Annotated in this window: 20 protein-coding genes; 15 read left to right on the top strand and 5 right to left on the bottom strand. The window is 63.4% G+C overall.

Annotated features, from left to right (window positions below; translation table 11 throughout):
* Positions 1 to 412: 412 nt before the first annotated feature.
* The gene (locus PCJ49_RS20940; RefSeq protein ID WP_269912655.1) at positions 413 to 1,411 is read left to right on the top strand and encodes a LacI family DNA-binding transcriptional regulator; all 999 of its coding nucleotides are present in this window, start codon (positions 413 to 415) and stop codon (positions 1,409 to 1,411) included.
* A 31-nt stretch (positions 1,412 to 1,442) separates the two neighbouring features.
* On the opposite strand, the gene galE is transcribed toward PCJ49_RS20940, so the two are convergent.
* Complete coding sequence (gene galE, locus PCJ49_RS20935; RefSeq protein ID WP_269912654.1) at positions 1,443 to 2,426, bottom strand: UDP-glucose 4-epimerase GalE; 984 nt, start codon at positions 2,424 to 2,426, stop codon at positions 1,443 to 1,445.
* 12 nt (positions 2,427 to 2,438) lie between these two features.
* Entirely contained in the window at positions 2,439 to 3,395 is a 957-nt protein-coding gene (locus PCJ49_RS20930) for a UDP-glucuronic acid decarboxylase family protein (RefSeq protein WP_269912653.1), read from the bottom strand.
* A 304-nt stretch (positions 3,396 to 3,699) separates the two neighbouring features.
* On the opposite strand from PCJ49_RS20930, the gene PCJ49_RS20925 reads away from it, so the two are divergent.
* From PCJ49_RS20925 to PCJ49_RS20860, 14 genes are all read left to right on the top strand, one after another.
* Entirely contained in the window at positions 3,700 to 5,994 is a 2,295-nt protein-coding gene (locus PCJ49_RS20925; protein ID WP_269912652.1) for a glycosyltransferase family 2 protein, read from the top strand.
* Complete coding sequence (locus tag PCJ49_RS20920; RefSeq protein ID WP_269912651.1) at positions 5,991 to 7,154, top strand: glycosyltransferase family 92 protein; 1,164 nt, start codon at positions 5,991 to 5,993, stop codon at positions 7,152 to 7,154. The genes PCJ49_RS20925 and PCJ49_RS20920 overlap by 4 nt, the downstream gene beginning before the upstream one ends.
* Before the next feature lie 209 nt (positions 7,155 to 7,363).
* Entirely contained in the window at positions 7,364 to 10,348 is a 2,985-nt protein-coding gene (locus PCJ49_RS20915; RefSeq protein WP_269912650.1) for a ligand-binding sensor domain-containing diguanylate cyclase, read from the top strand.
* A gap of 233 nt (positions 10,349 to 10,581) precedes the next feature.
* Positions 10,582 to 10,671 carry a K(+)-transporting ATPase subunit F gene (kdpF, locus tag PCJ49_RS20910; protein WP_084438593.1) on the top strand — a complete coding sequence of 30 codons (90 nt, stop codon included), beginning with the start codon at positions 10,582 to 10,584 and terminating at the stop codon, positions 10,669 to 10,671.
* 4 nt (positions 10,672 to 10,675) lie between these two features.
* Complete coding sequence (gene kdpA, locus PCJ49_RS20905) at positions 10,676 to 12,415, top strand: potassium-transporting ATPase subunit KdpA (RefSeq protein ID WP_269912649.1); 1,740 nt, start codon at positions 10,676 to 10,678, stop codon at positions 12,413 to 12,415.
* Positions 12,415 to 14,460, top strand: a complete 2,046-nt coding sequence (gene kdpB / locus PCJ49_RS20900) for a potassium-transporting ATPase subunit KdpB (protein ID WP_269912713.1) — start codon at positions 12,415 to 12,417, stop codon at positions 14,458 to 14,460. Before kdpA ends, kdpB begins: the two co-directional genes overlap by 1 nt.
* A 265-nt stretch (positions 14,461 to 14,725) precedes the next feature.
* Positions 14,726 to 15,310 (top strand): potassium-transporting ATPase subunit KdpC, encoded by a 585-nt coding sequence (kdpC, locus tag PCJ49_RS20895; protein ID WP_269912648.1) that lies wholly within the window; start codon positions 14,726 to 14,728, stop codon positions 15,308 to 15,310.
* Between the two features lie 12 nt (positions 15,311 to 15,322).
* Positions 15,323 to 18,025 carry a sensor histidine kinase KdpD gene (locus PCJ49_RS20890; protein ID WP_347710442.1) on the top strand — a complete coding sequence of 901 codons (2,703 nt, stop codon included), beginning with the start codon at positions 15,323 to 15,325 and terminating at the stop codon, positions 18,023 to 18,025.
* Positions 18,026 to 18,031: 6 nt separating this feature from the next.
* Positions 18,032 to 18,715 carry a response regulator transcription factor gene (locus tag PCJ49_RS20885; protein WP_269912647.1) on the top strand — a complete coding sequence of 228 codons (684 nt, stop codon included), beginning with the start codon at positions 18,032 to 18,034 and terminating at the stop codon, positions 18,713 to 18,715.
* A gap of 358 nt (positions 18,716 to 19,073) precedes the next feature.
* On the top strand, positions 19,074 to 19,286 hold the full coding sequence (locus PCJ49_RS20880; RefSeq protein ID WP_269912646.1) for a hypothetical protein: 213 nt from the start codon (positions 19,074 to 19,076) through the stop codon (positions 19,284 to 19,286).
* Positions 19,287 to 19,535: 249 nt separating this feature from the next.
* A complete protein-coding gene (locus tag PCJ49_RS20875) occupies positions 19,536 to 20,084 on the top strand; it encodes a tail fiber protein (protein WP_269912645.1) in 549 nt (182 codons plus the stop codon).
* A 27-nt stretch (positions 20,085 to 20,111) separates the two neighbouring features.
* Positions 20,112 to 20,663, top strand: coding sequence for a tail fiber protein (locus PCJ49_RS20870; RefSeq protein WP_269912644.1), 552 nt, complete (start codon positions 20,112 to 20,114; stop codon positions 20,661 to 20,663).
* A 15-nt stretch (positions 20,664 to 20,678) separates the two neighbouring features.
* Entirely contained in the window at positions 20,679 to 21,236 is a 558-nt protein-coding gene (locus tag PCJ49_RS20865) for a tail fiber protein (protein WP_269912643.1), read from the top strand.
* 16 nt (positions 21,237 to 21,252) lie between these two features.
* Complete coding sequence (locus PCJ49_RS20860) at positions 21,253 to 21,801, top strand: GNAT family N-acetyltransferase (RefSeq protein ID WP_269912642.1); 549 nt, start codon at positions 21,253 to 21,255, stop codon at positions 21,799 to 21,801.
* 162 nt (positions 21,802 to 21,963) lie between these two features.
* Here the strand turns inward: PCJ49_RS20860 and PCJ49_RS20855 are convergent, their stop codons facing one another.
* The 3 genes from PCJ49_RS20855 to PCJ49_RS20845 are packed head-to-tail and all read right to left on the bottom strand — an operon-like array spanning position 21,964 to position 24,277.
* Positions 21,964 to 22,539: a PqiC family protein gene (locus PCJ49_RS20855; protein ID WP_269912641.1), complete on the bottom strand. Its 576-nt coding sequence runs from the start codon at positions 22,537 to 22,539 to the stop codon at positions 21,964 to 21,966.
* Positions 22,539 to 23,513: an MlaD family protein gene (locus PCJ49_RS20850; protein WP_269912640.1), complete on the bottom strand. Its 975-nt coding sequence runs from the start codon at positions 23,511 to 23,513 to the stop codon at positions 22,539 to 22,541. The genes PCJ49_RS20855 and PCJ49_RS20850 overlap by 1 nt, the downstream gene beginning before the upstream one ends.
* Positions 23,510 to 24,277 carry an ATP-binding cassette domain-containing protein gene (locus PCJ49_RS20845; RefSeq protein ID WP_269912639.1) on the bottom strand — a complete coding sequence of 256 codons (768 nt, stop codon included), beginning with the start codon at positions 24,275 to 24,277 and terminating at the stop codon, positions 23,510 to 23,512. Before PCJ49_RS20845 ends, PCJ49_RS20850 begins: the two co-directional genes overlap by 4 nt.
* Between the last annotated feature and the right edge of the window lie 2 nt (positions 24,278 to 24,279).

The following is a 24,279-nucleotide window of genomic DNA, read 5'->3' as shown; positions in this document are numbered from 1 at the left end:
CCCGATCCTTTCACCATCACGCCGGCTCTCTCACCGTCACCCCGGCGAAGGCCGGGGTCCAGTTTCGTAGAGCACAGTGCTTGTCATCCTGGACCCCGGCCTTCGCCGGGGTGACGGTGGGTGTTTCGTCCAGCGATATCACCTTCCAAGCCGCGGCATTCGCGGATAGAACCCCGGACACACCCATCCCCCACCCCGCATGGCAGGCCACAACCAAACCCGTGATGTAATCGATTTACTGTAATCGATTACATCATCTATAATCCATGACATCCTGCCCTTGGCAAGCGAAAATCATTCAACCCCACCGGCGACCGCACAGCCCGGTATGCGGGACTTGACAGACAAATGCATAAAGCCGTCCCCTCCCCTCAAGGACGGCACGAATGACAATGAAGGAACGATTGAGCCGATGACCACCATCCTGGATGTTGCGCGCGTCTCCGGCCTGTCGACGGCCACCATTTCCCGCGCCCTGCGCAACCCGGAAAAGGTGGCGGCGGAAACGCGCGAACGGGTGTTGAAGGCGGTGCGGGAGGTGGATTACCGGCCCAACATGCTGGCCCGCAACCTGCGCACCGACCGTTCCTTTACCGTGCTGGTGCTGGTGCCCGGCATCACCAACCCGTTTTTCGCCAGCGTGACGGCGGGGATTGAGGCGACGGCCTGGCGGCGCGGCTATTCCGTGCTGATCGGTGATACCTGCGATTCGCGGGAGCGGGAGGCGCATTACGCCCAGCTGGTGGAAACCAGGCTGGCCGATGGGGTGATCCAGCTCAGCCCCGATTATGTGCCCGATGATCAGCGCCGCCCCCTGCCCTGCCCCGTCGTCCATGCCTGCGGCTGCGAGCTGACGGCCGCCCCGTCGGTGCGCATCGACAATGCCGGTGCGGCAAGGGAATTGGTGGAACATCTGCTGGCGCGTGGCCATCGCCGCATCGGCGTCATCAGCGGTTCACGCGAAAACCCGCACGCCATTGACCGGATGAAGGGCTATCATCAGGCGATGCAGGCCGCCGGCCTGGGGCTGGATGAAGCGCTGATCCAGTATGGTGATTTTTCCATGGAATCCGGCGCCCGCGCCGCCCGCGCCCTGGCCGCCTTGCCCGACCGGCCGACCGCCTTGTTTTCCATGAATGACGAAATGGCCATCGGCGCCTTGCAGGCCCTGTCGCAGGCGGGCCTGTCGGTGCCGGGCGACATGGCGATTTCCGGCTTCGACGACATCAAATTTGCCGCCCACACCATCCCCCCCCTGACCACCGTGGCCCAGCCAGGCACGGAGATGGGGGCCAAGGCCTGCGAAATCCTGCTGGACCGCATCGAAGGCAAAAACCAGGACAACGAAGTCCACATCCTGCCCCACCGCCTGATCCTGCGCGACAGTACCGGCGGTTACCCCCCACCTTGATGGCAGGGGGCACCCAACAGGGGCGGCGCCGTCAGTTGATGACCCGGTCTTCCTTGCGCCAGCGCCAGGCATCGGCGATCTGCGTATCAAGATCGCTGCGTTGCGGATGCCATCCCAGAAGCTGGCGCGCCCGTGTTGGATCACCCACCAGCACCGACGGGTCACCCGGCCGGCGGGCACCAAACGTCACCGGTACCGCCTGTCCGGTCACCCGTTCAGCAGCTTCGATCACCTGTTGGATTGAAAAGCCGGTGCCATTGCCAAGGTTAAGGGCCACCGTGCTGCCGCCATCCATCAGATAGCGCAGCGCCCGAACATGCGCATCGGCAAGATCCGTGACATGGATATAGTCCCGTATGCAGGTGCCATCGGGCGTATCGTAATCGTCCCCATTGATGGTCAAATGGGGAATACGGCCGCGCACCGCATCCAGTACCAGCGGAATCAGATGGGTTTCCGGATCATGGTTCTCCCCGATCTCCCCATCCGGATCGGCGGCGGCGGCATTAAAGTAACGCAGCATCACCGCCCGCAGGGACGATGCCGCCGCCGTATCCAGGATGATACGTTCCACCATCAGTTTGGACATGCCATAGGGGTTGACCGGCTGCTGCGGATGTGATTCCGGAATCGGCACACTCTGAGGCACCCCGTATGTGGCCGCTGTGCTGGAGAATACCAGTCGGTCCACCCCCGCTGCGGCCATTGCATCCAGCAGGGTCAGCGTCCCCATCGTATTGTTCCGATAGTAACGCAGCGGCTGCTCCACCGACTCCCCGACATAGGTATAGGCTGCGAAATGCAGCACAGCGACCGGCTGATACTGGGCAAAGGCGGCATCCAGGGCCGCACGGTCAGCCAGATCGCCCACCACCAGGGGGCCCCAGCGCACCGCATCCCGCTTGCCCCGTTCAAGATTATCGAAAGTCACCGGGGTAAAGCCGGCGGCAGCCAGCGCCTTGCAGGCATGGCTGCCGACATAGCCGGCCCCGCCCGTTACAAGGACGTTCGTCATGTTGATCGTTCCCTACCGCGCCAAAGCGGTGAAATAGTTGATTGTCCTGCTCAACCCCTCTTCCAGCGGAATCTGCGGCGCCCAGTCCAGCAGGGCCTGTGCCTTGCTGATGTCAGGCTTGCGCTGCTTCGGATCATCCTGGGGAAGAGGTTTGTGAATGATTTTCGAAGATGAATTGGTGAGGCGTATAATCCTTTCCGCCAGTTCAAGAATGGTGAATTCTCCCGGATTGCCCAGGTTCAGAGGGCCTGGATATTCTGCCGGGGTTGCCATGAAACGGATAAAACCGTCAACCAGATCATCAACATAGCAGAAAGAACGCGTCTGGCCGCCATCGCCATAGACCGTGATGGACTCCCCCCGCAGCGCCTGCATGATGAAGTTGGAGACGACGCGGCCATCCTGGGGGTGCATCCGCGGCCCATAGGTATTGAAGATGCGGACCACCTTGATCTCCAGCTTGTGCTGGCGATGGTAATCGAAGAACAGGGTCTCCGCACAACGTTTGCCCTCGTCATAGCAGGAGCGGGGGCCGATGGGATTAACATTACCCCAATATTCCTCCGGCTGGGGATGGATGGTGGGGTCGCCATAAACTTCGCTGGTGGAGGCCTGTAAAATCCGCGCGCCGACACGTTTGGCCAAGCCCAGCATGTTGATGGCGCCATGCACGCTGGTCTTGGTGGTCTGCACCGGATCATGCTGATAGTGAATGGGCGAGGCCGGGCAAGCCAGATTGTAAATCTCATCCACCTCCACATAAAGTGGGAAGGTAACGTCGTGACGCATCAGCTCAAAGCGGGGATGATCCAGAAGATGGACAATATTACTCTTAGACCCTGTGAAGTAATTATCAACACAAAGTACGTCGCACCCCTGGGCAAGAAGCTTCTCGCAGAGATGGGAGCCAAGAAAGCCGGCACCGCCAGTCACCAGTACGCGCTTGTCATATCCGTAATGCACTGACATAGCCACCCCATATGCGGAAAAACCCGGTCACAACATAAAGTCAGCCGATTCAGAGCCGAACCGGCTGAAGGAATATGCGGTAAATCCGCATCAAAGTCCCGCCGCGATCATCCGTCACCGGCGTCAAATTTTGACCCATTCGTTCATGATTTGATTGTTCATCAATTTCGGCTTTTTGTCGAGATGAACCGTCCCCCCTCCCATCCCGGTGCACCGGGATGCAACCGCCGATGCATGACAATGTTCCCCATATTGCCGCGAAGATGCTATCATGTCGGTCAATTGTTCTTAATGAGCTTTACCAATGTCATCTTCTGAATGCCAGGGCCAGATCGAACGCTATGCCGCTGGCGAGTTAATTGGCTGGATCCATTACCCAGCCATACCGGATCAGCCGATCTTGCTGCTGGCCCTGGTAAACGACAAACCGCGCTCGGCCTGTCTTGCCAACCTCTATCGCGGCGATCTGGAAACGGCGGGTATCGGACAAGGCCGGCACGGGTTTCGGTTGTCCATGGCCCTGAAACCAGGAGATGAGGTCCGGCTGATATCACCACTGCATGGCACCCTGTTGCTGCCGCCCTTCATCTGCCCGACAGCCAATGAGCTGGCGGAATTGCCCGACATGAATAATCGGGCGGAATCCTATTACGGATGTGTTGACGTCGCGACAGGGACCACCATCCGGGGCTGGTGCTGGAAGCCGGACAATCCCGATGTCCATCTCCGGATCTGGGCTGTTGTCGATGGGGAAAAGGTGGTGGAAGGCGTCGCTGACGAGGAGCGCGGCGACCTGGTCGATGCGGGCATCGGTCGGGGTGATCATGCCTTCACCCTGGAAATGCCGTATTGGATGCTGGATGGGCGGGAACGCAAGGTCGATATTATGGCGGAAGGGGTGGGGCTGCTCTATAATGGCCCGCTTCCGTTCCATTCAACCACCCAGAGCCCCCGCCACCTGCTGGCGGCGCTGGTTGATGCGCTGCCGGCGGAAAAGCGCACCGCCCATGAAAGTACTCATCGGCTCTTGTCGGCCTTTCTGGATGAAACGTCCGTCATTCATCCGCGGTCCATCGGCTTCGGTAGTTACGCGGATTGGCAACAGGCGGTATCTGCGGATATGCCCCCCCGTGGGACGGGGACATTGCTCTGGAGCCAGGGCAGCGCCACAAGGGAAGATCTTGCTTTCCGTCATCAACAGCCCGATGGCGATATACTGGTCCTGATTGATGCTGGCGTACAACTGCATCCTGATGCCCTGGAGCGCGCCCTTGCGCGGTTCCAGGCACTGGACACCGACATCCTCTATGCCGATGCAGAGATGCAGAATGAATACGGGGCAAGGCTGCCCTGGTTCCGCCCGGATTGGAGCTATGATCTTTTTCTCAGCCAGGATTATACCTGTGGCCTGACCCTGATCCGGGCAGGCCTGTTTGACGGTTCTCCGTTGCCGACCAACCTGCCGGAAATGAAGATGGTGGCAGTGGAAAGGGCCCGCCCCGACCATATCCTGCATCTGCCGGAGGTGGTCGCTACGCTCGACAGGGTGCCACCGAACGGCCCCCTTTGGCAGGAAAGCATCACCCGACACCTGCACCGCCGCGGTTTCGCCGGGGCAACAGTAACACCGCACCCCCGCTGGCCCGATCTGCGGGAGATCACATGGCCGGCACCTGCCGTCCGTCCGCTGGTCAGCCTGATCATCCCCACGCGTGACCGGCTGGACCTGTTGCGTCCCTGCGTTGACAGTATTCTATCGCAGACTCAGTACCGGCCGTTCGAAATCATCATCATCGATAACCAGAGTCGCGATCCGGAGACCCTGGATTATCTCGCTCAGGGCTGCGCACAGGGCCAGTTCCATGTGCTGCATTATGATGCCCCCTTCAATTATGCCGACATGAACAACAGGGCAGCCCGATGGGCCAAGGGGAGCGTGCTGGGTTTCATCAATAATGATGTGGAGCTGATCTCCCCTGCCTGGCTGGATGAAGCGGTCAGCCTGCTGACCCGGCCAGAGGTGGGGGCGGTTGGCGCCCGTTTGCGTTTCGCCAATGGAATGATCCAGCATGGCGGCGTGGTTGCAGGGACCGGCGGCTTGGCGGAAAATGCTTTCCAGCAATATCATGCCGATGATTGGGGCTATTTCGGCCGTACCCAGGCGACGGGAAATTATTCCGCCGTCACAGCGGCCTGCATGTTCTGCCGCAAGCAGGATTTCATGGAAATAGGCGGGTTTGATGCCCAGAATCTTCCCGTTGCCTTTAATGATGTGGATCTCTGCCTGCGTTGGCGCGAAAAAGGTCTTTTGATGGTATGGACACCACGGATTGAGCTTTACCATTATGAATCCGTCAGCCGTGGCAGGGACATGGCCCCGGACCGCCAGGCCAGGGCCATGAAAGAGGAAGAATATATGCGTAACCGCTGGCATCGCCGCGCCGTGGTGGACCCTTATTACAACCCCAATCTCAATCTGGATGGACGCCCCTTCCGCGGGCTCGCCGTGCCTCCCCGCCACCGCTGGGGGGGCGCACTGCATCGTCCGGCCTTTCCCACCTGGCCGATTGCCCCTCGGGAAGAAGGTACATTGACGTGATTTACGGTCATTTCGACAGGCTGGCTGGGCGCCATGTTGCCGGTTGGGCTTATGACAAGACCAATCCCGGTCGTCGGGTTCTGGTTCGTATTCTGCTGGATGGGATCGAACAGGCCGCCACCATCGCGGACGAATATCGGCCTGATCTGGAGGATGCCGGCATCGGCGACGGCGCCCATGCCTTCACCCTGGTGCTCCCGCCCTCCGCCATGGATGGCGCAACGCGCCAGCTTATCCTGGAGGCAGACGGGGCCGTTCTGTTGGGAACGCCGGTGAATGTCACCGTGCCCAACCTCACTTACAGCCCCCTGCCGCAGCCCAGCCCGGCGGCGGCCATGGATCTGGCCATCTGTGCCATCGCCAAGGATGAAGGGCCGTATCTGCTGGAATGGCTGGCCTTTCACCGCGTGATTGGCGTCGATCATTTCCTGATCTTCGATAATGAAAGCAGCGATGGCACCAGCGAGATGCTGGAAAGCCTCTCCCGAGAAGGGTGGGTCGAACGGGTCCACTGGCCCCGGACACCAGACCGTACCCCGCAGGAGCCTGCCTATCAGGAAGGCGTGCGTCGCCTGACAGGACGCGCCCGCTGGGTAGCCTTCATCGATCTGGATGAATTCATCCTGCCGTTGGGGACAGACAATATCCATGACGTACTGGCGGAATATCAAGGTGCCGGTGGGCTGATGCTGCCTTGGCGCGTCTATGGATCCGCCGGGCGGCAGGAACAGGGGGACGGGCTGGTGATGGAACGCTTCACCCAACGGGCACCCGATCTGCACCCGGTCAATGCCTCGGTGAAAACCATCGCCCGACCCGAACTGGTGGCGCGTGTCGGCGTGCATACACCCCTGTTGTCGGACGGCTTTCTGATTGATGAGCATTTCACCGTCGCCGGTGTACATGGTGATCCTGACCGGCATGTGGTCCCCAACGCCCGCCGGCTGGTGCTGAACCACTATTTCTGCAAATCCTGGCAGGAATGGGAGCGCAAGCGCAATCGGGGCATCGCCACCGCCATGCCCGGTTCACCTACCCATATCCGGCCGGACAGCCACTTCCACAGCCATGATACGAATCACCAGCATGACGAGACCATCCTGCGTTTCAGCGGACGGGTTCAGGCAGAGATGGCCCGCCTGTCCGCCCTTTTACGCTGAATGATCGGCCGATTTCGTTCAGGCCACCGCGTGGCGCCCTGCGGTGGCCTGTTTTTCTGCGCGACAAACACACACCTGTCGGCAATCTGGATTTCTGATATAGTTCCTGAAGTTGCATAAGCGGGGATCATGCAGACTTGATGGGGACAGGTACGATCGGCAGGCCCTCCGGCAAGGCTTGGCCTCGTGCCCGACGGACGCTCCTGGCGGTGCTGCTGACCTTGGCAACCGTCGGTGCCGTTCAGGCGGCTGAGACCGGGCAGCGCTGGGAAGGCTTAGCGCAAACGGTTTTCCAGAATTACGGCCGGGCCCAGGGCCTGCCCCATCCGGTGCCGACTGCCCTGGCCCAGGATCGTGATGGTTTTCTCTGGATCGGCACCCAGGGCGGGCTGGCCCGCTGGGATGGCTACCATTTCCGTAGCCATCACGCCGACCCGGCCCGACCGGACAGCCTGCCCGATGACTGGATCGAAACCCTGTTTGTGGATGCCGGTGGGCGGCTGTGGGTGGGCGGCGGCGCCGGAGGGTTGGCACGATACGACAAGGAGCAGGATCGTTTCGTCCCCCTGCCGCTGAAACAGGGGGGAGAGCGCACCCATATCGGGGCCCTGGCCGATGATGGGGCGGGCGGGCTATGGATCGGCAGTGATGACGGGCTGCATCATCTGACGGCTGACGGGCGGCTGGATTTTCCCGGCCGGACAGGCGGCTTGCCAGGCGGGACCGTACGGGCCCTATTGCGTGACAGTCAGGGCCGCTTGTGGGCCGGTACAGCCCAGGGGCTGGCATGGCAGGCAACGGGGGAGAGCCACTTCAACCCGGTCCCGCTGCCGGACGGGTCAGCCGGCGTCACCGCGCTGCTGATGGACGAAAGTGGCGGCCTCTGGATCGGTACCCGCCGACGCGGGCTGTTCCGGCTGGATCGGCCGGACGGCAACCCCGAATCTGTCGCCACCACCTCCACAGCGTCTGTTTCCTCTTTGGTGTCGGCCGGGCCCGGGGAAATCTGGGTCGGGCTGCGCGGAGAGGGCATCTGGGCGGTGAATACGCGTACTCTGGGCATCAAACCGATCAAACATGATCGCACCTTACCCCACAGTCTGGCCCATGATGATGTGTGGGCCTTGCTGCGTGACGATGCCGGATCGCTCTGGGTCGGCACAACCGGTGGCCTCAGCTATCATCCCCATGATGGGGGGCTGATCTCCACGATCTTCGGTGCCTCCTTGCAGCCCAACGGGTTGAGTGGGGCCGACATCATGGCTGTGCTGCCCACGCGTGACGGGCGCTTCTGGCTGGGTTATCCCACAGGCGGGGCCGATCTGGTGGACCCGATGAGCGGCCGGCTGGCCAGCCTGGCGCCCGATCCCGCCAGACCGGACAGAACCCTGCCGCCTGATGCGCTCTATGCCCTGGCGGAGGATGATGACGGCAACGTCTATTTCGGCACCCGGCGCGGCCTGTATGGGCGCGACCCTGCCAGCGGTGCGGTGCGGCTGATTCCCGTTCCCGGGCGCGACCCCCGTGCTGCGCTTGCCGCGCTCAGCTTTGCCAAGGGTGTGCTCTGGGTTGGGGGGGAGGAAGATGGCATCTGGGGTATCGTTCCAGGCCGCACCATTCACGATCCCGCACGCACAGTGCTTGGGCCGGTGAAGCTGTCCGATCCGGGGGTGGGCGTCATCCTACGGGGCGACGGGGAAGATCTCTGGGTCGGCACGCGCGACGGGCTGAACCGGATTGATCTGGGCGATGGCACTGTCGAGCATGTGGCTGCCGCCCCACAGGATCCGGGCGCCCTGCCCGGTCGCTTTGTGACCTGTCTGCTGTTCGATACCAAGGGGCGACTTTGGGTCGGGACCTTCGGCGCCGGCATTGCGGTAATGCAGGGAAGGGATGCCGCCGGGCATCCGCGTTTTCATCAACTGGGACTGGCAGATGGGCTGCCGCATCTGAATGTCGGCAGCCTGCAGATGGACGGGGCTGGCACCATCTGGGCCGGCACCGATGACGGGCTGGCCATGATTGACCCACAATCGCTGGCCATCCGCCCAGTACGCCGCGCCGATGGGGCAACGCTGGTGGATTATGTCGCCGGTGCCAGCGCCACCAGTGCTGCCGGGGAGGCCCTGTTCGGGGCGCTTGGCGGGTTGACGGTGGCCCGGCCCGGCACCCTGCCCGTCTGGCAGTTCCGTCCGCCGGTGGTTCTGACCGATCTGCGCGTGGGCGGCGTGCCGGTACCGGTGGGCCGATATAACGGACATGCCAGCCCGCCGCCCCTGGTGCTGACGCCACAGGGAAATAGCCTGACGGTGGAATTCGCTGCGCTGGATTTCACCGCACCGGAACGCAACCAGCACGCCCATTGGCTGGAAGGGTTCGACCGGGACTGGCAGACCAATGACAATGGGCGGCGGCTGGCCGTCTATACCAATCTGGCGCCGGGGGAATACCGGCTGCACCTGCGTGGCAGCAACCGGGAAGGGCAACCGGCCGCGCGGGAACTGGTGATCCCGGTGCAGGTGCTGCCCGACTGGTACCAACAGCCCTGGCTGCAGCTGCTGGGCTTGGTTGCCGGCATGGGGGCGGTGGCCGGGCTGGTGCGCTGGCGTACGGCCTGGCTGCAGCGACGGCAGGCCGTGCTGGAGGAACAGATCGCCGCGCGTACCGCCGACCTGCAGGCCGCCAATGCCCGGCTGGAACGGTTGGCCATGACCGATCCGCTGACCGGTTGTGCCAACCGCCGGCATTTCATGGAGCAATCAGCCCGGATTCTGGCGGAGGCCCACCAGCAGGGCCGCCCCGTAAGCCTGGCCGTACTGGACCTGGACGAGTTCAAGAAGATCAATGACAGCCATGGCCATCCCGCCGGCGACGCCGTGCTGGTGATGGCGGGCAGCCTGTTGATGTCACATCTGCGCGGCGCTGATCTGGTGGGCCGGGTGGGGGGCGAGGAGTTTGCCCTGCTGATGCCCAATACCGTCGCCGATGGCGCCGCGCGGCTGGCTGAACGGCTGCGCACGGCGATGGCGCAAAGTGCTGTGGATGCCAATGGCCTTTCCATCCAGGTCACGGTCAGCATCGGACTGGCGCAGTTGCAGCCGGGTGAGGATCTGGCCGGGCTTTATGCCCGCGCTGACAGTGCGCTGTACCAGGCCAAACAGACCGGGCGCAACCGGGTGGTGCAGGCGGGGTGATGGAGGGCGCAGACCACGCTCCGTTGGGGGAGCCGCGTCTTTATGCCTTCTTTATGGGGTTCCGGCAAAGCCCGTCTCGATCCTTTACGCGGTAACCGTCCATCCTGGCCCCTGGAACACACCTTGCGGGGGAACCTATGCTCGACCTCGTCTTCCTGGCCACCATCCTGGCGGCCTTCGCCCTGTTCGCCGGCCTGACCCATGGCTGTGAGCGGCTTTGAACGGGGGACATCATGGCTTTCGATCTGATTGCCGGCGGCCTGGTGGCTGCCGGCCTGTTGGCCTATCTGGTCTATGCGCTGCTGCGCCCGGAGGCGTTTTGACATCATGACCGCCGATGGCATTTTACAAATCCTGTTCACGCTCGCCCTGCTGGCCCTGCTGACGCCGCTGTTCGGCGGCTATATGGCCCGCGTGTTCGACGGGGAACGCACCTGGCTCAGCCCGCTGGTCGGCCCCATCGAACGCGGGCTTTATCGTCTGGCCGGCATCGATCCGGCCCGGGAACAGCATTGGACCGGCTATACGCTGGCCCTGCTTTCCTTCAACCTGCTGGGTCTGCTGCTGCTTTATGCCGTGCTGCGCTTGCAGGCCTGGTTGCCGCTGAACCCGGCCGGGCTGGGGGCGGTCAGCCCCGATCTGGCCTTCAACACGGCCATCAGCTTTGTCAGCAACACCAACTGGCAGGCCTATGGCGGCGAAACCACGCTGTCCTATTTCTCCCAGATGGTGGGGCTGACGGTACAGAATTTCGTTTCTGCCGCCACCGGCTTTGCCGTGGCGGTGGCGCTGATCCGCGGCTTTGCCCGCCGGTCGGGCCGCACTGTGGGCAATTTCTGGGCCGATCTGGTGCGGGCTACACTCTATGTGCTGCTGCCGCTGGCCTTTGTCTCCGCCATCTTCCTGGTCTGGCAGGGCGTGCCGCAGAATTTCGGGGCCTATGTCAGCGCCAATACGCTGGAAGGGGCTCAACAGATATTGGCGCAGGGGCCGGTGGCCAGCCAGATTGCCATCAAGCAACTGGGCTCCAATGGCGGCGGCTTCTTCAATGCCAATGCCGCCCACCCGTATGAGAATACGACCGCCCTGTCGAACCTGCTGCAAACGCTCTATCTGCTGCTGCTGGCCTCCGCCCTGGTCTACAGCTTCGGGCGCATGGTCAAGGATACGCGGCAGGGCTGGGCCATCTGGGCCGCCATGTCCATCATGCTGGTCACCGGCATCGGCGTCACCTATTGGGCCGAGGCGCAGGGCAACCCCGCCATCGCCGCCCTGGGCGTCAATGACACGGCCAGCGACAGCAACAGCGGCGGCAATATGGAAGGCAAGGAGGTCCGCTTCGGCACCGCCCTGTCATCGCTCTGGGCCGTCAGCACCACGGCTGCCTCAAACGGCTCCGTCAATGCCATGCATGACAGTTTCACCCCCATCGGCGGCATGGTGCCGATGGTCAATATCATGTTGGGCGAGGTGATCTTCGGCGGGGTGGGGGCCGGGCTTTACGGCATGTTGGTCTTTGTCATCCTGGCCGTCTTCATCGCCGGGCTGATGGTGGGCCGCACGCCGGAATATCTGGGCAAGAAGATCGAGGCCAAGGAGATCAAGCTGGCCGTGATTGCCGTGCTGGTCTACCCCCTCTGTATTCTGGGCGGGGCGGCGCTGACGGCCGTGATCCCGTCGGCGCTCGCCAGTGTCGCCAATGCCGGGCCGCACGGGCTGTCGGAAATCCTTTATGCCTATGCGTCGGGTACCGGCAATAACGGCTCGGCCTTTGGCGGCTTCAGCGCCAACACGCCTTATCACAACACGATGATCGGGCTGGCCATGCTGCTGGGGCGCTTTGCCGTGATCGTGCCGACGCTGGCCATTGCCGGGTCGCTGGTCACCAAGAAGACCCTGCCGGCCAGTGCCGGCACCTTCCCCACCCATGGCGGCCTGTTCATCGGCCTGCTGATCGCCACCATCGTCATTGTCGGCGGCCTCACCTTCTTCCCGGCCCTGGCGCTTGGCCCCATTGCCGAGCATCTCAGCCTGCAAGCCGGTACCCTGTTCGGAGCCATCCCATGATGAATTCCAGCAATGCCACCTTGCTGGACGGCCGCATCGCCGCCCAGGCCGTGGGCGTGGCCTTTCGCAAACTGGACCCGCGCCTGCTGTTCCGCAACCCGGTGATGTTCGTCACCGCCATTGTCGCCCTGTTGACCAGCCTGATCTTTGCCCGCGACCTGATCCAGGGGGGCGAAGTGCTGCTGACCGGGCAGATTGCCGCCTGGCTGTGGTTCACCGTGCTGTTCGCCAATTTCGCCGAAGCGGTGGCGGAGGGGCGCGGCAAGGCCCAGGCCGCCAGCCTGCGCCGCACCCGCACGGAGACCATGGCCAAGAAGCTGGCCGCCATTGATGCGGCCGGTTGGGACAATGTGGCGGCCGACAGCCTGCGGGCCGGCGATCTGGTGCTGGTGGAAGCCGGCGACACCATCCCCGGTGACGGGGAGGTGGTGGACGGCATCGCCACCGTCAATGAAAGTGCGATCACCGGTGAATCCGCCCCGGTGATCCGGGAAAGCGGCGGCGACCGCTCGGCCGTCACCGGCGGCACGCTGGTGGTGTCTGACCGCATCGTGGTGCGCATCACCGCCAATCCGGGTGAAAGCTTCCTGGACCGGATGATCGCCCTGGTGGAAGGGGCCAAGCGCCAGAAGACACCCAACGAGATTGCCCTGACCATCCTGCTGGTCGGCATGACCATCATCTTCCTGCTGGTCACGGTCACCTTGCAGGCCTTTGCCAGCTATACCGGCTTTCTGATCCCGGTGGTGTTTCTGGTGGCGCTGCTGGTCACCTTGATCCCCACCACCATTGGCGGGCTGCTGTCCGCCATTGGCATTGCCGGCATGGACCGGCTGGTGAAGTTCAATGTCATCGCCAAATCCGGCCGCGCGGTGGAGGCGGCGGGTGATATCGATGTGCTGCTGCTGGACAAGACCGGCACCATCACGCTGGGCAACCGGCAGGCGGCCGAATTCCTGCCCCTGACCGGCGTGCAGGAACATGAGCTGGCGGAAGCCTCGCTTCTGGCCTCCCTGGCGGATGAGACGCCGGAAGGCCGTTCCATCGTGGCGCTGGCCCGCCAGCGCGCCGGCATCGCCCTGCCAGCCGACCGCGCCGGCATGGTCTTTGTTGCCTTCACCGCACAAACCCGGATGAGCGGGGTTGATCTGGGGGACCGGCGCATCCGCAAGGGCGCCGTCGACCGGATGCGGGCCTGGATGGAGGAACAGGCCAGCCTTGGCCCGGCCCAGACCCGCGAGCTGACGGGGCTGGTGGAACGGGTGGCCAAGGCTGGCGGCACGCCGCTGGTGGTGGCCGATGGCCGCCGCCTGCTGGGCGTCATCTATCTGAAGGATATCGTCAAGCCCGGCATCCGGGAGCGGTTCGCCATCCTGCGGCAGATGGGCATCCGCACGGTGATGATCACCGGCGACAATCCGCTGACCGCCGCCGCCATTGCCGCCGAAGCCGGGGTTGATGATTTCCTGGCCGAGGCGACGCCGGAACTGAAGCTGGAACGTATCCGCCAGTACCAGGCAGAGGGGCGGCTGGTCGCCATGTGCGGCGACGGTTCCAACGATGCCCCGGCTTTGGCCCAGGCGGATGTCGGCGTGGCGATGAATACCGGCACCCAGGCGGCACGCGAGGCCGGCAATATGGTCGATCTGGACAGTGACCCGACCAAGCTGATCGAGATCGTCATGATCGGCAAACAATTGCTGATGAGCCGGGGGGCGCTGACCACCTTTTCCATCGCCAATGATGTGGCGAAATATTTCGCCATCATCCCGGCCTTGTTCGTCGCAGCCTATCCGCCCTTGCAGGCGCTCAACATCATGGCGCTGCACAGCCCGGCCAGCGCCATCCTGTCGGCCATCATCTTCAATGCCCTGGTGATCATCTTCCTGATCCCGCTGGCATTGAAAGGGGTGCGCTATCGCCCGGCGCCCGCCGCCAGCCTGCTGGCCCGCAATCTGCTGCTCTATGGGCTGGGCGGTCTGGTGGTGCCCTTCCTGGGCATCAAGCTGATCGATCTGGCCGTCACCGCGCTGGGGCTGGTGTAGACGCTGCCGCCTGTCCCGCCCCCTCGTCACCTCGGCCTTTGTCTGTCGGCGCTAAGTCTGCCCCTTGGAATAACGTGCCTTCCCCGCGAAAGCGGGGATCCAGGGGCCACATGAACCCACGCTTGGGCGCCCTTGGCTCCTGGACCCCCGCTTTCGCGGGGGAGGCAGGGAGGGTGCAAAAGGCTGACTTAGCACCTCCAGGCAACGGCCGGAGCGATGGCGGGAGAGCGTCCCTCTACCCCCCCCCCTCAGGAGAACCCCAATCATGCTTTCCCATTTCCGCCCCGCCGTCACCCTGCTGCTGGGGCTCACCGTCCTGACCGGGATTGCCTATCCGCTTTCCGTCACCGGGGTTGCCAAGCTGGCCTTCCCCGATCAGGCCGATGGCAGCCTGATCCGCCGACCCGATGGCAGCGTGCTGGGCTCCGCCCTGGTCGGCCAAAGTTTCACCCGGCCGGATTATTTCTGGTCGCGCCCGTCGGCCGCCGGCAAGGGCTATGATGCGGCCAATTCCGGGGCAACCAATCTCGGCCCCTCCAGTGCGGCCCTGGTCGATCAGGTGTCCAAGCGGGTGGCAGCCCTGAAGGCGGCCAACCCGGACGCGGTGGGCCCGGTGCCGGTCGATCTGGTGACCAGCAGCGCCAGCGGGCTGGACCCGCATATCTCCCCCGCCGCCGCCCTCTGGCAGGCGCCGCGCGTGGCGGCGGCGCGCGGCTTGTCGCTGGCGCAGGTGCAAGGGCTGATCAGCGGCGCCACGCAGGGCCGCACCCTGGGCTTTCTGGGCGAACCGGTGGTGAATGTGCTAAAGCTCAACCTTGCGCTTGATGCCGTGAAGACGGCAGGCGGCTGATTTTCTCCCGTGATGACCATGGCCCCTGCCGACGCCGACCGCCCCAACCCCGACGCCCTGCTGGAGCAGGCCAACCGCGAGAAACGGGGGCGTTTGAAAATATTCCTGGGCGCTGCCCCCGGCGTGGGCAAAACCTATGCCATGCTGGAGGCGGCGCAGGCCGTGCGGCGGGATGGCGGTGATGTGGTAATCGGCATTGTCGAGACCCATGGAAGGGCCGAAACGGAAAGGCTGGTGGCCGGGCTGGAGGTGCTGCCACGGGCGCGGCTGGATTATCGCGGCCGGGCCTTTCAGGAGATGGATCTGGATGCCATCCTGATCCGCCGGCCGAAGCTGGTGCTGGTGGATGAGCTGGCCCACACCAACATTCCCGGCAGCCGGCATCTGCGCCGCTGGCAGGATGTGGAGGAGCTGCTGGGGGCTGGCATCGATGTCTGGTCGACCCTGAATGTCCAGCATCTGGAAAGCCTGAACGATATTGTTGAACGCATCGCCGGCATCAAGGTACGGGAGACCTTGCCGGACAGCGTGCTGCGCGCGGCGGACGAGATCGAAATGGTCGATCTGCCGCCGCCGGAACTGCGCCAGCGGCTGGCCGAGGGCAAGGTCTATGTGCCGGCCCAGGCGCAGCGGGCGGCGGAGAAATTCTTCTCCATCGGCAATCTGACGGCCCTGCGGGAAATGGCCCTGCGCCAGGCGGCGGAACGGGTGGATGCCCAGATGCTGTCTTACATGCGCAGCCATGGCATTGCCGGGCCCTGGCCGACGCGTGACCGTATCCTGGTGGCTATTCCCGCCGCCCCGCTGGCCCTGCGGCTGGTGCGGGCGGCCAAACGCATGGCCGAACGCCGGCAGATGCCCTGGACGGTGGCCCATGTCGAAACCCATCGTCACGCCAACCTGTCCGATGCCGACAAGGCCCATGTCACCCAGGCGTTCCGGCTGACCCAGCAATTGGGCGGGGAGATTGCGGCACTGACCGGTGATGACATTACCGGTGAGCTGCTGGGCTGGGCGCGGGCCAACAATGTCAGTCAGATCGTGCTGGGCCGCACCCGCCGTACCCGCCGGCTGTTTGGCCGTTCCCTGACGGGCGACATGCTGAAGCGGGCGTCCGACCATGACATCCTGCTGGTCGGCGGGGTGGAGGAGGAGGCGCGCGCCAGCGGCCAACCCCAGCGCCCGCCGGCCGCCCCGCTCTGGACCGGCTGGAAAGCCTATGCCTGGTCCGCTCTGGCGGTGGGGGTGGCCAGCCTGATTTCATGGGGGGTCTATACGGTCTTGCCGGTGGGCAATGTCAGCCTGGTCTATCTGCTGGCCGTGCTGCTGATCGCCACCCGCTTCGGGCTGGTCCCCTCGGTCATCACCGCACTGGTCGCCTTCTTTGCCTTCAATTACCTGTTCACCGAGCCGCGCTATACATTCTCGGTCAGTGATTCCGACGATCTGCTGACCATCGGCTTTTTTCTGGTTGCCGCCATCTTCACCGGTCAGCTTGCGTCCCGGCTGCGCCGCCAGATCGAGGTGACCCGCACCAGCCAGCGCCGCACCGCCAATCTCTATGATTTCTCCCGCAAGGTCTCGTCCGCGGCCAGCGAGGATGATGTGTTATGGGCCGTGGTGCACCATGTTGCCGCCACCTTGAAGGCCAAGGTGCTGATCCTGCTGCCGGATGGCGGCGACCTGTCGATCCGCGCGGGATATCCGCCGGAAGACACGCTGGACCAGCGGGCCGCCGCCGCCGCGCTGTGGGCCTGGGGCAATGGCCAGCGGGCCGGGCGCGGATCGCAGACCCTGCCGGCGGCCGACTGGCTGTTCCTGCCGCTGCGCACCCAGCGGGGCACGGTGGGGGTGATGGGGGTGCAGATGGACGGGGCCGACGGCTATCTGTCCACCGAACAGGAACGGCTGCTGGACACGCTGAGCGATCAGGCCGCCCTGGCGCTGGAGCGCACCCAGCTTGTGCAGGATATCGAGGCGGCACAGGTGGCGCAGGAGAAGGAGCAGTTGCGCGCCGCCCTGCTCTCCTCCCTCTCCCATGATCTGCGCACGCCGCTGGTGTCCATCCTGGGCGCGGCCACCAGCCTGATCACCTATGAAGAGGCCTTGGACCGGTCGGCACGGCTGGAACTGACCCAGACCATCCAGGAGGAGGCCGAGCGGCTGAACCGCTTCGTGCAAAACCTGCTGGATATGACCAGGCTGGGCAGCGGCGGGCTGAAACCCAAGACCGACTGGGTCGATCTGGCCGATATTATCGGCCGCGCCCTGGCCCGGGCCCGGCCGCTGCTGAAGGGACACAAGGTCAAGGTGGACCTTGCCCCCGGCCTGCCGCTGCTGCAGCTTGACCCGGTGCTGATGGAGCAGGTGTTCTTCAACCTGCTGGACAATGCCGCCAAATACAGCCCCGCCGGCACCGCCATCACCGTTTGGGCCCGGCGCCAGGGGGCGCAGGTGACAGCGGAAATCTGCGACCAGGGGCCGGGCATCCCGCCGGCGGACCAGGAACGGGTGTTCGACATGTTCTATCGCGTGCAGCAGGGCGACAAACAGACGGCCGGGACGGGCCTGGGCCTGGCCATCGCCAAGGGGCTGGTGGAGGCGCATGGCGGCACTATCGGCGTGATGTCCGGTATCCATGGCGTTGGCGCCTCGCTGGTGGTACGGCTGCCGATCCCGGAGGGGCCGCCCGCGGCCGCCCCGGAAACGGAGTGATGCCGGATGAGCCGTATTCTTGTCGTCGATGATGAAGCGCCGATCCGGCGCTTTCTGCGTATCAGCCTGGGCGCCAACGGCCATCAGGTGGCGGAGGCGGAGAACGGGGCCGAAGCCCTGGCCCTGGTGCGGGCGGACCCGCCCGATCTGGTGATCCTGGATCTGGGCCTGCCCGATATGGATGGGCAGGACGTGGTCAGCGCCATCCGGGAAATCAGCCCGGTGCCGATCCTGATCCTCTCTGTCCGCGCCGGGGAGGCCGACAAGGTGGAAGCCCTGGACCGGGGGGCGGAGGATTATGTTGCCAAGCCCTTTGGCATTGCCGAGCTGATGGCCCGCGTCCGCGTCGCCCTGCGCCGCGCGCCCCTGGCGGCAACCAGCAGCATCATTCAGGCCGGCCCCGTCAGCATCGATCCTGACCGCCGCATCGTCACCCGCGACGGGGCCGAACTGCGCCTGTCGCGCCGGGAACAGGATCTGCTGTTCGTCCTGGCACGGCAGGCCGACCATGTGCTGACCCACCGGCAGATCCTGCGCGAGGTCTGGGGCCCGGCGCATGTGGAGGATACGGCCTATCTGCGCGTCTATATCGGCCAGCTGCGCCACAAGCTGGAGGAAAACCCGGCCGAACCGGTGCTGATCGTCACTGAACCGGGTGTTGGCTATCGGCTGCGCACGGATGGGGGATGAGCCGGGGGAGCAGCCGGGGGGCATGATTCTCGGTACTGGCCTGCTCCCTCAATTGCCAGCTCTGCCCCTGGCAGCCTGGCTTGCGCGCATATGGGTGCGCGGGTTCGCCGTTGCTGCCGCCCAATGGTCATGTTCTGTGACGCTTGGTGTAAAGATTGTTGGTGCATGAATATTAGAAGATGCACGCATTTCCATCTGGAAAAAACATAAAAAATATTGATTCATAATATAAGGCAGTAGTAGCCTGACCACCGATCAATTATCGGTGGAGGGGAGGATGCAAAGGGTAGAGTACACATATTTTGCACCCTTTGTTAACAGTACATTTACAGCCCATCATGCCGATATTGATGTTGAGATGGATTTGATCCAGGTGGCGAAAAAAACTCTGAAACGTAATGTTCATTTAAGAGAGAACCCATTCACCCTTGTATTTCGCTCTGCGCTGAAGGTTATTCTCCCGCAGGGAATGTACAGAATGGCGACGACCGGGTTTGAGCCGCAGATGATTTTCATCACCGCTGTCGGCGCAGACGCCGACGGCATTATCTACCATGCTGTGTTCGACTAAGGTGAGTTGCGTTTGTTCGGCATTACAGCCGGTCTAAAATTTCCTTTTTTCCTGAATGGCAATCCGCACATTACAAGCCTATCGCCAAGCCACCGAAATACACTGAAAAATTGACGATCTGAGGCGGCGTCTCTGCAAAGAATCCCCTCCTCGTCGTCGATACTGCCGGCCCGTCGGGCGGCTCATTTCTGCCTGACCGATAGTGGCGCGCGCCTTCATCCCTGATGGAACCAAAGTCGAGAGGATCCCATGTCAGAACCCTATGTCGGGCAGATCATGTTCGGGGCATTCGGTTTCGCCCCTCAGGGCTATGCGCTGTGTGACGGAGCGACATTGTCCACCCACCAGAATCAAGCGCTCTTTGCGTTGATCGGCTTCACTTATGGTGGCAATAGGGTGGATAAGTTCAATCTGCCTGACCTACGGGGCCGCGTGGTGATGGGGGCTGGCCAATCGCCAGTGTCCGGCATTTCCTACCGGGTCGGTCAGTCTGGCGGCGCCGAATCTGTGACCCTGGCCGTTGGAAACATGCCATCCCACACGCATTTTGTCGGTGTCAGCAACGCTGTGGGAACGGCGCCAGCTGCCAGCAACATCCCTGCTCAGACGGGGCCGAACAGTTCTACATCCGTCGCCACCACTATGTACGGCCCCTCCGGTACCGCCAGTCAGTTGGTGAAAATGGCTGACCAAACCATTTCCCAAACAGGCGGCAGCGGCGCCCACTCTAATATGCAACCCTTTCAGGTGGCAAACGCCATCATTGCGCTTACCGGCGTGTTCCCGGCGCGGCCTTGAGCCGATGAGATAGAAGGAGCAACCACTATGTCAGACGCTTTTATAGGGGAAATTCGCCTCGTCCCCTTTATCAAGACCCAACCCCCCAGAGGATGGTTGATCTGTGACGGCAGCCTGGTGAAAATCGGTCAATATGGCATGCTCTTCTCTCTGCTTTCGACATCCTATGGCGGGGATGGCGTTACCACCTTCGGTTTGCCCGACCTGAGGGGGCGCGTCCTGGTCGGCCAGGGTGCGGGTCCCGGATTGACCCTGCGCACCATGGGGCAAAAAGGCGGTTCAGAACAGGTGGTGTTGACGCAGGCGCAGATACCCGCGCACACACATGCATTTCAGGCCACCACCCAGCCCAATACATCAAAAACTCCCGGTGGCCTCTATTATGGCAGCGATAGCAGCGACACCTACAAGCGGTATATTTCACCGGTTCCGACCGATCCAGCCCCCAAAATCCAGCAGTTTTCTCAAACCACCATCGAGCCGACGGGGGGTAATATGCCTCATCCAAACCTGATGGCGGGATTGGGCCTGCGCTATATCATCTGCGCTGTCGGCGATGTTTACCCGCAAAGAAGCTGAGCAGGAGAGGACATCATGAGCACGCCTTTCATTGGACAAATCAGTTTCTTTCCCTGGAGTTGGGCGCCCTATGGTTGGTTGCCGTGCAACGGCAGCATTTATAAAATTGCCGAATATCAGGCGCTTTATTCCCTGATCGGCAGTAATTATGGCGGTGACGCCAGAAACACCTTCGGTGTGCCGAACCTGCAGGGGCTGGTGCCTGTTGGTGTCGGGCAATCGGTTGGGGCCCAAACCAATTGGACCCTGGGGGCCACGCATGGAACGGATACCGTGCTCATCAACAACAGTATGGTACCGACCCATAATCACACCATGTCCTTCGTTCTGGGGGCGTCGACGACGGGCACGGCCGTGACGGATTGCATGTTGGCCAACATCTCTCCCCCGCAATTCTGGGCGGCACCACCACCAGCGAATGCCTATCTGGGGCCTGCGGCTCTGACGGAAGCGTTTGGTCAGGCGCCATCACCCCATGAGAACAGGCAGCCCTTTCTGGCGCTCTATGCCTGCATCGCCTGGGATGGGGAATATCCCGACTTAGACGCCAGCGGCGTGACCCAGCAATCGTGAAGACACCGTGCCGGTCATGCTGAATTTTCCCAAAGGGCAGCCTTCCGGGGCTGCCCTGACCGTGCCGGGGGTGCATCTGCGGCCAGCACGGTCGGCGGATCTGCCTTTTCTGCGTCATCTGTACCGGCTGGGCCGCGAGCGGGAGCTGGATGGCCTGAACTGGCCGGAGGCGATGAAGCGTGATTTCTGTCGCAGCCAGTTCGAAGCGCAGCATCTGGATTATACCCGTCGCCATCCCTCCGCGTGGTTTCTGGTTCTGGAACAGCAGCGTGCCCCGGCCGGCCGGCTGACCGTTGATCCGACAGGGGACACGGTTCACCTGATCGATATCGCGCTGCTGCCGGCAGCCCAGGGTCAGGGGATTGGAACCCGCCTCCTGCTGGCATTGCAGGATCGGGCGCGGGCGGCGGGCAAGCCCCTGTCGCTCCAGGTCCAGCGGGGAAATGACCGGGCCGCTGCGCTCTATCGCCGGCTGGGCTTCAACATCGACGCATCAGGGGCCACCCACGATAACTTCATCTGGATGGCGCCAGAAATGGCTGGCCCGTCCATTCCGGATCGCTGAGGCTGTGGTATCCACCAACAGCAGGTCTCCCGACTGCATGGGAGCCATTGCCGTGGTGAATTATTGTCTCCGGATATGACAACCGATGATACGGGTCGAGACTCCGCCGCCTTGGCTGACGCCGCGCGCCCGTGATTCTGGACCCCGGTCGCCGCCGGCCCCTTACGGGGGCCACGCTCCAGCCTCCGCTGCCAGCCTGTCGGCCAGCCGGGCCAGAGCGGTGGTGATGGAAGCGGCGATATCCGCCGGGTCGGCTCCGGCCAGCGGCACGCTGAAATCCTCCTGCCCGGCCCGCACCGGGCGTTCCCCGCGCGTGCCCACCAGGGTCCAGCGGGCGGCCAGGCGCAGGGTACCATCGGCCTGCGGGTCAAGCGCCGTCAGGTCGATCGACAGATCGGCATCGGGGATGCGGCCATCCCCCTCGATCAACAGATTGCCGGGCCCCAGCCGGCTGGCCAACGCCCCGGAGAGCACGCGGGCGGCCCCGTCGCTCAACCGTTCGGCCCATTCCACCTGGGCCGCCTGGGTGACGCGGCCGCCCTGCACCTGGGTCACCACCGGCAGATTATCCAGATATCCCGGCACGCGCAGCGGGCGCAGCAGCAGCCGGGCCGGCTGGGCCGCCACGGGTGATGCGGCGGGTGCCGCCGGCAACACCACCAGACGCGGCGGTTCAGAGGCGCAGCCCCCCAGCAGCAAACCAGCCAGCAGAACGGGAAGGAAAAGCTGCTTCATCATCATCGTCCCTTGATCAGCACGCTGGGGTCACGGTCAACCCGTTCGGAAAGGTTGCGCAGGCGGGCCGCCGTGGCGGCCAGATCATCTACGGCGCGCTGCATCTGCACCATGGTGCGGCCCTGCGGGTCCAGGGCGGCACTGGCGCCATCCAGGGCGCTGTCGGCCTTGCCCATGGTGGTCCGGGCGGCGGCGGCCGTGCTGGCCACCTCCTTATCCAGGGTGGCGGACAGGCTGCGCAGGGAAACCAGGGTCTGGTTCAACTCCCCCACCGTCTGCTTGATGCCGATCTGGGCGGTACCGGACATGGCCCCCACCTCTGTTTCCACCGTCGCCAGCGTGGTGCGCAACTGCACCACCAGGCCCGGCAGTTCGGTGACGGTCTGACGCAGCTCCGGCGTTTCCAGCAGGCCGGTCAGGGCATCCAGCGCCTTTTGCAGGGATTCCACTGTCTTATCCAGCTTCACATTCTGCAGCTGTTCCGTGATGGCCTGCAGGTCGGTGGGCACGGTGGGGATTTCCGGCAGATGGCCCTTATTCTCCACATCAATGCGCCGGCCGCCATCGCGGAAATCCAGCTCCACCGCCAACTGCCCGGTGACAAAGCTCTGCATCACCAGCTTGGCGGTCATGCCGCGTTTCAGCAGCGTGTCGATCAGCTCGTCATCCTGCTCTTTCAGATGGGAACCGAAGGTGGCCACCGTATCGGGCTGAATTTCCATGCCGACCCGGATGATGAAGCTGTAAGTCTGCGGGTTGACATGCACCCCCATGCTGTTGACCGAGCCCACCCGCACACCCCGGAAGGTGACGGGGGCACCGATCTGCAGCCCGGCGACGGAACTGTCGAAAAAGCTGACCGCCTCCAGTTTCTTGGACCAGAGGGCAGAGCCGCCGAAGAACAGGATGGCGGTGGCGACAAGCGCCAGGGCACCCAGCACGAAGGCGCCGATGGCGGTGGAGCTGGGGCGTTTCAAGGCGTGGCCTCCGATGTAGAACTACCTATTCCCTTGCGGGTAAGAAACTCGCGGACCTTGGCATTGTCGGATGAATGCACAAGGTCGGCTGGCGCGCCCAGGGCCGTGGGGTGATGCAGTTCCCCATCCAGGAACAGCATCCGGTCGGCGATGCTGTACAGGCTTTCCAGTTCATGCGTGACAATCACCACGGTGATGCCCAGACCATCACGCAAAGACAGGATCAACTGATCCAGCCGGCGCGATGATAAAGGGTCCAGCCCGGCGGACGGTTCATCCAGGAACAGCACCGACGGGTCCAGCGCCAGGGCACGGGCCAATGCTGCCCGCTTGCGCATCCCGCCGGACAGATCGGCGGGATAGCGTTCCTCATGCCCCGGCAGGCCGACCAGCGCCAGCTTGAACCGGGCCAAGGCCTCCCGCGTGGCGGGATCGGCATGGCCATGCATTTCCATCGGCATCATGACATTTTCCAGCAATGTCATGGAACTCCACAGCGCACCCCCCTGGAACAGGATGCCAAACGGCGGCGGCCGGCCGGCATCCGACATGTCCAGCGGCTTGCCATCGAACTGGATATTCCCGCTCAGGATGGGCAGCAGCCCGACCATGGTTTTCAGCAAGGTACTTTTGCCGGAGCCGCTGTCGCCGACAATGGCAAAAATCTCCCCCGGTGCGATATCGGCGGAAATGCCGGTCTGAACGGCGCGGCCGCGATAGCCGATATTGGCATTGTCGATGCGGATGCGGGGCTGGCTCGCCATGG

Origin of the sequence: Niveispirillum sp. BGYR6, from assembly GCF_027568365.1 — a bacterium.
Lineage (GTDB): Bacteria > Pseudomonadota > Alphaproteobacteria > Azospirillales > Azospirillaceae > Niveispirillum.
Note: the sequence above shows the minus strand (reverse complement) of the source record. Positions and strands in the feature narration are given on the sequence as shown.